Genomic DNA, 8,513 nt, shown 5'->3' with positions numbered 1-8,513 from the left:
CTCGGCCTCGAGTCCTCGCCGGCGTTCGTCTACGCCCCGGAGGGCAACGGCGTCATCGAGAGGTTCTTCCGCACCCTCAAGGAGCAGCTGCTCTGGTGCCATGGGGCCCGCAACGTGGCGGAGCTCAACGAGGCCCTGCAGCGCTGGAAAGAGCAATATAACCAAGGTTGGCTGCTGGAGCGCCATGGGTTCCGGTCGCCGGCGCAGGTCCGTGCCGACTACCTTGAAACTATGCCGGTGGCGGCATGATCATGCTTACGGAGTGTCCAGGCATCCGGGTGCGGTACAGATGCCTGTTATCCCGTTCATTGAACCTGGGGTCCATCGTCGCCCTTGCCCGAGGATAGGTTCGCGTCTGACCAGTACTGGACTGGCCTCAAACTGATCGCTCGACCGAACATGTTGTCGGGGCAGCGCATGTTTCGTGATAACGCTCTCGCCAGTGGCCGAACGCCCGCATTCGGTGGGATCGGATCTATGCAGTGTTCCCGCGGTGGGCAAGCGACACCGCCACGGACATCGGGGAGATGGATGAGGGTGCTGACAATCGAAGAGCGTTATCGGGGCGCGATGCTGGGTCTGGCCTGCGGCGATGCGCTGGGCACCACACTGGAGTTTCGCGAGCCGGGAAGCTTTGAACCCATCACCGACATGGTGGGAGGCGGGCCGTTCGGGCTGCAACCGGGGCAGTGGACCGACGACACCTCGATGGCCATCGCGCTGGCGGAGAGCCTGGTCGAGTGCCGAGGCTTCGATGCGCACGATCAGATGGACCGTTACGTCCGCTGGTGGCGCGAAGGCTATGCCAGCAGTACGGGGCGGTGCTTCGACATCGGGAACACGGTGAGCGCAGCGCTTGCGCGGTACGAAGACTCCGGCAATCCGTTGAGTGGTTCGGAGGATCCCGGAGCGGCGGGTAACGGCTCGCTCATGCGCCTGGTTCCGGTCCCGCTGGCCTACCGCCGTACCCCGGCCCGGGCCCATGAAACCGCCCGTGTGAGTTCCCGGACCACGCACGCGGCTGCGGAATGTCTCGATGCCTGTCGTCTGTGGACGGCTTATATCCTTGCCGTTCTGGAAGGGGCGGAACGAGCCGAGGTGCTGGAGCGGCCCTGGCAGGCGCTCCCCGGCTTCGGTCCGGGCGATGAGCTGGAACCGGCCGTCCAGGCCATCGCCGAGGGCTCCTTTCGCCATCGGGATCCACCGCAGATCCGGGGGACGGGTTATGTGGTCGAGAGTCTGGAGGCGGCCCTGTGGGCCTTTGACCGCAGTGGGGGTTTCCGCGAGGGGGCGCTGCTGGCGGCCAATCTGGGCCACGACGCCGACACCACCGCCGCGATCTACGGGCAATTGGCGGGGGCGTACTACGGGGAGGCAGGGATCCCGGCGCAGTGGCGTGCCCGGCTCAGCCAGTACGACCGGCTGGCCGGTCTGGGCGATGCTTTGTTGCGCCTTTCTGGTGGAACTCCCTCGGGGCCTTGCGAGACGGGTGATCCGTCGGCAGTGGATAGTCCGGGGCTGTCGGAAGACGGTTGGTTTCGATCATCAGCGACGGATGATCGCTGAGATCATCCAACGGATCCCCTTGTTGGTGAAGTGTCGCGATCATCTTCATGGGCTCGCTAACGCGGGAGTGTCACCGGGTGAGCTGCCCTTAGTTGTTCGAGACCAGGTTGCGTGTGTGGGCCCAGCCTTTCATTGGCCCTCCATTTCGGCTGCCGTGCCCGTCTCCGGGACGATGGTCGATGGGCGATCCCATGCGGTGGTTCATTCGGTCGGGTGCGGGCCGTCGGTTTCCAGACGGTTGCGGCCGTTGGCTTTCGCCCTGGACAGGGCTTGATCGGCTCGGTGCAGGGTTGCTTCAAAGCCCTCCCCGTGTTCCAGCGTCGCCGCCCCGACAGAAACCGTGATGGTGAACACGGGGGACGTTTCATCGATCTCCACGGAGGCGATCGCCTCCACGATCCGGTGTCCCAGACGGGTCGCCCCCACCAGATCGGTTTCCGGCAGCAGGATCACGAACTCTTCCCCTCCGATACGGCCGAGACGATCGTTGGTGCGCAGGAGCTCGGCGCAGGTGCGTGTGAAGCGCCGCAGGGCCTCGTCCCCCCGGGCGTGCCCGAAGCGGGAGTTGATGCTCTTGAAATGGTCGATGTCCAGAATGAGCAGGGACAGCGGGTGCCCGTAGCGACGGGCGCGTTCTACTTCCTCGTGGGCCTTTTGGAACAGGGCGCGTCGGTTGGCGATTCCGGTCAGCGGATCGGTTTCGGCCGCCTGGCGCCAGTACTGCTCGAGTTGTTTTCGGGGAGTGATATTGACGGCCACCCACAGTACGACGGGCTTGGGGTGATCGTAACTGGGCAACGGGAGGATGCGGCCCTCGAAATACTGTTTACTCGGATCGGCGGCTTTTTCCCGGATTTCGGGCGGTAGGGCCGTCACGTCCTCGACTCCCAGTTCGTACTCCAGGAACTGCATTTCTCCCGTCCGAAGGGCCTCCCGGACCACCCCCAAAAAATGATTGGCAATGCTTTCGGGGAGAGCGTCCTGGAGGGTCGAGCCTTCCAGCGGCTTGCCGCTGACATACATGGCTTCGTTCGTCCCGCCGATGACCCGAACGTAAAGCCCGTCTTCATCGATCACGAACGAGATGTCGGGCAGCGCACGAAGCAGGCCGAGGAGCTGGTCGCGTTCGGCCTTCAGCTGCTCGATCAGGGTCGTCTGGTCAGACCGCGGTGTCTCGTCCATGGGGCTTCTCGGCGACGTGGTCGTGGCCTTTTCGATCACCGACTTTGCGAGCCGTCTTCTTCGTTCTCAGGAGTCTCTTCATCGTTCGGCCGATGAAGGACGTCAAAGCCAGCGGCGGCCTGGCTGTCGCTGCGCCTTTGCATGTTCTCCCGTCGCTTGCGGAGTTCTTCTTCTTCCTCTTCGCGCTCGTCGGCGTCGCGTCTTGCGTCGGTCACGTGAAGTTCCTTTCGTATGGGGGATATCAGAGCCGTTCGCTGCATCGTCGGCCATGAGGGTGCAGGTTGCAATCGCCGGAAATGCGCAGGTCTCGAACCGGGCGACAGGTTTAGTCGCCCGAGCGAACCGGAAGGGCGTTGCGGGCTTTGTTGGCGGAATAAAAGTGGGTAGGGTTCCACTGGACCCGCCAGCGGGCCTCACGGAGGTGGCAGGGACATGACGGCGTACGGGTACCGGGGGGAGCGAATCTCGACGGAGTGGCTCGCGCAGCTCAGCCAGCATGACCCGACTCGGGGGCGGCGATGCGCTTCACCAGCGCTCGAACGCCAATCCATCGGGGATCCTCGCCATCGAATCAACGGAGCGCACTGAATGAACGCCGTTCGGACCACTACCAGTCATCCGCTGGAGATCGCCGAGATCACGTTGCCGGAGGGCGGCACCATCGGTATCACCCTCTGTCCGGGCAAGCAGCAGGCTCATGCGATGACGGGCGCCTGGGCCCGCGATCTGGAGTCGGATCTGGACCGAATCCGGGCGTGGGGCGCGGCCGGCGTCGTGACCCTGACAACGCTGGAAGAACTGCACGACCTGGGCGTGCCCCGGCTCGGGGAGGCCGTCAGCGAGACCGGGGTGACCTGGTACCACCTGCCCATCCCGGACATGGCCGCTCCCGACCGTCAGTGGGATGACCGCTGGCAGGCGGTGGCCCCGGAGATGCATCGAGCACTCTATGCAGGCGGGCGCCTGCTCGTGCACTGCAAGGGTGGTCTGGGACGGGCGGGTACGGTAGCCGCCCGTCTCCTGATCGATCGAGGCATGGCCCCGGATGCGGCGGTGGCTGCTGTCCGCCGGGCTCGGCGAGGCGCCATCGAGTCGAGCGAGCAGGAGCGCTATCTGCGAATGGTGCCGCCGGGGCAATACGCCGATGGAGTGGCCAGAGCTTCTCGCCAGGGAGGAGTTGAGTGAATCCAGCCTGGCTTGTCTGGCCGGCCTGACCGGCGGCCATAGCGGTTGCCGAGGCACATCTCCCCGGAAGGCGCTACCCGTTACGGCGCTTCTCCGGACAAATCCTCCATCGGGTCCAGGCACACCCCGCAGTTCACGGCGGTGTCGGGGCGCGCCCAGACGCGGGCGCCGCAGCTCGGGCAGGTGAGCCGCACGCGGGGATCCGGGCGCGGCTGCGGCGGGCCGAAGACCGCCGGTTTTTCGGGATCCTCCGGGTGGGCAAGGGTTTCGGCCGGGGCGGGTGTGCTGGCCACCGCCAGGCCCTGTTCGGCCAGCGCGTCCTGCACCTGCGCGACCGATTCGGGCGAGGTCGGCGCGTGGCGGTCGAACCAGGGCAGGGCAAATCCGCTGGCGAGCAGATCCGCGCAGGCAAGGGCGAACGGCCCGTCGGGCCGGATGTAGTGGGTGACCCGGCGCCCGGTCTGCTTGCCGTCCGGCAGTCCGGTGTCACTGGGCACCAGTCCTATGGCCTCCATCTTCTGCGCCCACTCGCGGTTGTGATGGTTTGAGCGGATCGGCTTGCCGAAGCATTCCTGCCAGTGGTGAACCATCTCGTGCACCAGCGTGGAGAGCGCGACCTCCGGCGGGTTCAGCGTGAAGTACCCCGGATGCACGCCCAGCTCGTGGATGATGGTGCCGTCCGCGGAGATGAACCGCTCCGCATGGTGGTAACCCCGCTGCCGGCGGGAACTGCGCAGCGTGATCAGACAGGTCGGCAACTCGTTGTCGAACAGCCGTTCGTTGAAGTGATCGAACGCCTGCTGAAGGGCCGAGTACATGGAGAGGGTGGGGGAGTCGGTCATGGCGTGCACCCGCGGTTTGAGACTCGGGCGCCGATTGTACAGGGCCTCATTTGTCACAAATCCCGTCACAAAAGCTTGGACCCGCCCTTCGTCCCGGCCGGGTGAGCAAGAATGGTCCGGGGGGTCGTCGAGGCGAAGAGTTACTGTCGAAAGTGGTGTACGGGGGGATTGAGGAAGGCGGCGTATCCGGCTGGAATGGAAGTACCACCAACCAACCCGAGGAGATACGCCACCATCGGAACCTGTCAGCCTGTTTCGGACACCTCACGCGGAGGATAATGTATTTTCCGTCCTCGCCCTAGCGGCGCTCAGGGTCGGGAAGTTCACGACCATGGACTCGCCGGTCTCGGCCTCTTCGGGTGACACCGGGTTGACGGTCACCACCTCCGGCGGTCGGGCGGCGACGGGCGCCCCTTTGACGAAGCGCTCGGGGTGATTGCGGTACTGGGCATCGAGCACCTGCTGTCGCTGCGTACGGATGGCCTCAAAGCGCCCCGTAAAGACCTGCTCCGGAATTGCGGCGTGTCCGCCGCTCCTGCTTGGGGTCCGGGCTCACCTGGGACTCGGGTAACTCACTCGGTGCCTTGGGCATCGGTCTGCTCCTGCTGTCGTGGCCCTGAAATCTACATTAACCCATGAAAGGGCTGTATGGCTTCAGGTTGACAGACAGGGGTTGTGGGTGTGGAGGTTTCGGATTGTCGAATCAAGCGAATGAAGACCCGCTGGGGGAGTTGCAATATCGAGGCGCGGCGCGTCTGGCTGAACCTGGAGCTCGCCAAGAAGTCCCCTCGCTGCCTGGAATACATACTCGTTCACGAAATGGTGCACCTGCTGGAGCGTCACCACACCGAGCGCTTCCGGGCCCTGATGGATCAATACATGCCGGACTGGCGCCTGCGCAAGGACGAGCTCAACGAGACTCCGCTGGCACATGAAGACTGGGGTTATTGACGCTGCACCCGATTGAGATGAACCGGATGGATGCTCCATCCTTGCTGCCACTATCAGGCCTGATATACACGCGATACACGGGGGCTCCACATGGCAAAGTCCGGTCACAATGGCAACGGCTCCGGGATTCCGCCCGCCGACGACATCCGCCGTGTGGTGGAGCAGATGATGAACACGGGCCAGGCTCCCACCCGGGAAGCAGTGGAGCAGATCATCACCGAGGAAATGGCGGCGTTCGAGGCTGAGGCCATCGATGACTTCCATGGCCTCAACAGCGATCAAATGCATCGATTGCTCTACCACCCCTTCGACGCGCCGGAGCTGGTCACCTTCGGCGACGGGATCCGGGAACGGCCCGATTCTCCCGCCTTCCGGCTACTGGAGGTGATTGCCGAGGCGTGCCGGGGCAACGGGATCAAGCTCACACCCAAGGGCAATCTGCCCCGCGCCATCGTGAGCGAGGCCCGGGAGGCCCTGGACGAAAGCGGTTTTGCCTACCGGCGCTCCTTCTATCCCGGTACGATCCGCAACGAGGAGGATCTGGATGAGCTGCATACCCTGCGGGTCGTCGCCGGCATCGGCCGTTTTACCCGCAAGTCCCGTGGCCGCCTCAAGTTGGTGCGCGCGGTGGAGAAGCAGTTCGATACCGGTGACTGGGCCGGGCTGTTTACGCGACTGCTGCGGGTTTACTGCCAGGAATTCAACTGGGCCTACCGCGACGGCTATCCCGAACTCCCGATCGTGCAGATGAGTTTCCTCTTCACGCTCTACCTGGTCCACCTCCATGGCCACGAGGCTCGACCGGTGAGCTTCTACGAACAGCAATTCCTCAACGCCTTCCCCATGGCCGAGAGCGAGGCGAACGAGCAACCGCCATACTGGGACCAGGATCCCGCGACGTATGCGGTGCGCCAGGCAAAGAAGGCCTGGGCGCTGCGTTCCATCGAACGTTTCGCCTGCTTCTTCGGTTTGGTGGCGCTCGAGGCTGCCCCCGAAACGCGCGATCCCCTGGAACCGATGGGGGACTATCGGGTCCAGGCGCTGCCCTTACTCGATCAGGCGATTGGCTGGAAGCTGTAGATGGGGTGCGATTCAAGCAAGAAAAGAGGACACCCATGATTTCTTCATCGCCCAGGCCATGGACACGTTGGCCAAAAAAGGGGAAGAGGTGGAACTGAATACCGGCGGTAAGCGCTTCGCGGTGATCGTGGGCGAGGCCCACAGCTCCCAGTCCGGCGAGACGGCCATGGAGCTGCGCAAGGTGCTCAACCATGACCCTGTGTGTCAACATCCAATCGGCCATCGCCGAAGAGTTTCTGGACGTCGAGGAGGAAGCGCTGTCCGAGGCGGCGCGCCGGGAGCTGTTCAAGGAGATGCTGAAGCGTCCGCGCCAGCCCAATATCAGCTTCTTCGCCTTCACCGCCACGCCCAAGTTCAAGACCCAGGCGGTGTTCAACGAGCCCGGCCCGGACGGCCGGCCGCCGTTTCACCTCTACGCCATGCGTCAGGCCATCGAGGAAGGCTTCATCATGGATGTGCTGGAGCACTACACTACCTACAAGACCTACTACGGCCTGATCAAGTCCATCGAGGACGATCCGCAGGTGCCCAGGCGCAAGGCAGCCCGGGCGCTGGCGCGCTTTATGTCCCTGCACCCGCACAATATCGCCCAGAAGGTGGAGGTGATCGTCGAGCACTTCCGCCACAACACCCGCCACCGCATCGGTGGCCGGGCCAAGGCCATGGTGGTGACCGCCTCGCGCCTGCATGCGGTGCGCTACAAGCAGGCCTTCGACAAGTACATCAAGGATCACGACATCACCGGCATCCGCTCGCTGGTGGCCTTCTCCGGCAGCGTCGCCGACCCGGATTTCCCCGATCGGTCCTACACGGAAGTGGGCATGAACGAAGGCATCAAGGAATCGGAGCTGCCGGAGCGGTTCGCCTCTGAGCACTACCAGGTACTGCTGGTGGCGGAGAAGTACCAGACCGGCTTTATTCTCGATCACGCGGTGGAGCGCTACCGGGGGCTGGACGAGGACGAACAGGATCAGTTCAAGGGCCAGCTTGCCAGCTTCCGCAACCTCTATGCCTTCCTGGCCCAGATCATCCCTTACCAGGACAGCGGCCTGGAAAAGCTCTACAGCTACGCCCGCTTTCTGCTGCACAAACTGCCCCGGCGCGCCGACGACACCGTGTTCGAACTGGAAGACGAGGTCTCGCTGAAATACTACCGCCTGCAGAAGGTCAGCGAGGGGGCCATCGACCTGGGCGTGGGTGAGGCACAGCCCCTTTACGGCCCCACCGAGGTGGGCAGCGGCAAGGCCGACGACGATGAAGTCGAACTGTCCACCCTGATCGGCAAGCTCAACGAACGCTTCGGAACCGAGTTCACCCCGGCCGACCAGCTCTTCTTCGACCAAATCGCCGAGAGCGCCGTCGAGAACGACACCCTGCGCGAAGCCGCCCGGGCCAATACCCGCGACAACCTCGCCTACGTGTCAGGTCTCGTCTGATTGCATACCGCGAGAGAAGGCACCCCTGTTTCATGCCCGGGAGTGGATGAGTATTGTGCCCGATGAGCGAACGGGAGGCTGACCGCATGGCGAGTACGATCCATTCCAACGCCCGCACCACACCCCGGATCCGGCAGGAACTGCAGGAGGCGCCGGCCGGCGTCAGCGACCCGGAACTGGCCCGGCGCTACGGCATCAGTCGCATGACGGTGCGCAAGTGGCGCCGCCGGCGCACCGAGGTGGAAGACCGTACCCATCGTCCGAAGACGAT

Annotated in this window: 10 protein-coding genes and 1 pseudogene; 7 read left to right on the top strand and 4 right to left on the bottom strand. The window is 64.2% G+C overall.

Going from position 1 to position 8,513, the window contains the following annotated elements; all coding sequences use genetic code 11:
• The coding region (locus tag F620_RS0113805; RefSeq protein ID WP_026331501.1) for an integrase core domain-containing protein at positions 1-249 on the top strand (249 nt) is incomplete at its 5' end.
• Between the two features lie 282 nt (positions 250-531).
• Positions 532-1,566, top strand: coding sequence for an ADP-ribosylglycohydrolase family protein (locus F620_RS0113800; RefSeq protein ID WP_019571040.1), 1,035 nt, complete (start codon positions 532-534; stop codon positions 1,564-1,566).
• Between the two features lie 201 nt (positions 1,567-1,767).
• On the opposite strand, the gene F620_RS0113795 is transcribed toward F620_RS0113800, so the two are convergent.
• Positions 1,768-2,748, bottom strand: a complete 981-nt coding sequence (locus F620_RS0113795) for a sensor domain-containing diguanylate cyclase (protein ID WP_019571039.1) — start codon at positions 2,746-2,748, stop codon at positions 1,768-1,770.
• Positions 2,749-2,783: 35 nt separating this feature from the next.
• A complete protein-coding gene (locus F620_RS15415; RefSeq protein ID WP_196800559.1) occupies positions 2,784-2,963 on the bottom strand; it encodes a hypothetical protein in 180 nt (59 codons plus the stop codon).
• Between the two features lie 373 nt (positions 2,964-3,336).
• Between F620_RS15415 and F620_RS0113785 the strand changes: the two genes are divergently transcribed.
• Positions 3,337-3,933: a cyclin-dependent kinase inhibitor 3 family protein gene (locus F620_RS0113785; RefSeq protein ID WP_019571037.1), complete on the top strand. Its 597-nt coding sequence runs from the start codon at positions 3,337-3,339 to the stop codon at positions 3,931-3,933.
• Positions 3,934-4,013: 80 nt separating this feature from the next.
• On the opposite strand, the gene F620_RS0113780 is transcribed toward F620_RS0113785, so the two are convergent.
• Together F620_RS0113780 and F620_RS15040 are read right to left on the bottom strand one after the other, a co-directional pair.
• Positions 4,014-4,775 (bottom strand): SprT-like domain-containing protein, encoded by a 762-nt coding sequence (locus F620_RS0113780; protein WP_019571036.1) that lies wholly within the window; start codon positions 4,773-4,775, stop codon positions 4,014-4,016.
• Between the two features lie 264 nt (positions 4,776-5,039).
• Positions 5,040-5,234: a hypothetical protein gene (locus F620_RS15040; RefSeq protein ID WP_019571035.1), complete on the bottom strand. Its 195-nt coding sequence runs from the start codon at positions 5,232-5,234 to the stop codon at positions 5,040-5,042.
• A gap of 216 nt (positions 5,235-5,450) precedes the next feature.
• On the opposite strand from F620_RS15040, the gene F620_RS14590 reads away from it, so the two are divergent.
• The 4 genes and pseudogenes from F620_RS14590 to F620_RS0113760 form a co-directional block, all read left to right on the top strand.
• Positions 5,451-5,726: a M48 family metallopeptidase gene (locus tag F620_RS14590; RefSeq protein ID WP_369773824.1), complete on the top strand. Its 276-nt coding sequence runs from the start codon at positions 5,451-5,453 to the stop codon at positions 5,724-5,726.
• Positions 5,727-5,816: 90 nt separating this feature from the next.
• Entirely contained in the window at positions 5,817-6,806 is a 990-nt protein-coding gene (locus tag F620_RS0113770) for a hypothetical protein (RefSeq protein WP_019571033.1), read from the top strand.
• A gap of 43 nt (positions 6,807-6,849) precedes the next feature.
• Positions 6,850-8,227, top strand: a pseudogene (locus F620_RS14585) (type I restriction endonuclease subunit R); the annotation flags it as partial.
• A gap of 101 nt (positions 8,228-8,328) precedes the next feature.
• On the top strand, positions 8,329-8,513 hold a 185-nt coding region (locus tag F620_RS0113760; protein ID WP_196802056.1), incomplete at its 3' end, for a helix-turn-helix domain-containing protein.

The sequence above is a fragment of the Thioalkalivibrio sp. ALE11 genome (assembly GCF_000381205.1).
Lineage (GTDB): Bacteria > Pseudomonadota > Gammaproteobacteria > Ectothiorhodospirales > Ectothiorhodospiraceae > Thioalkalivibrio.
Note: the sequence above shows the minus strand (reverse complement) of the source record. Positions and strands in the feature narration are given on the sequence as shown.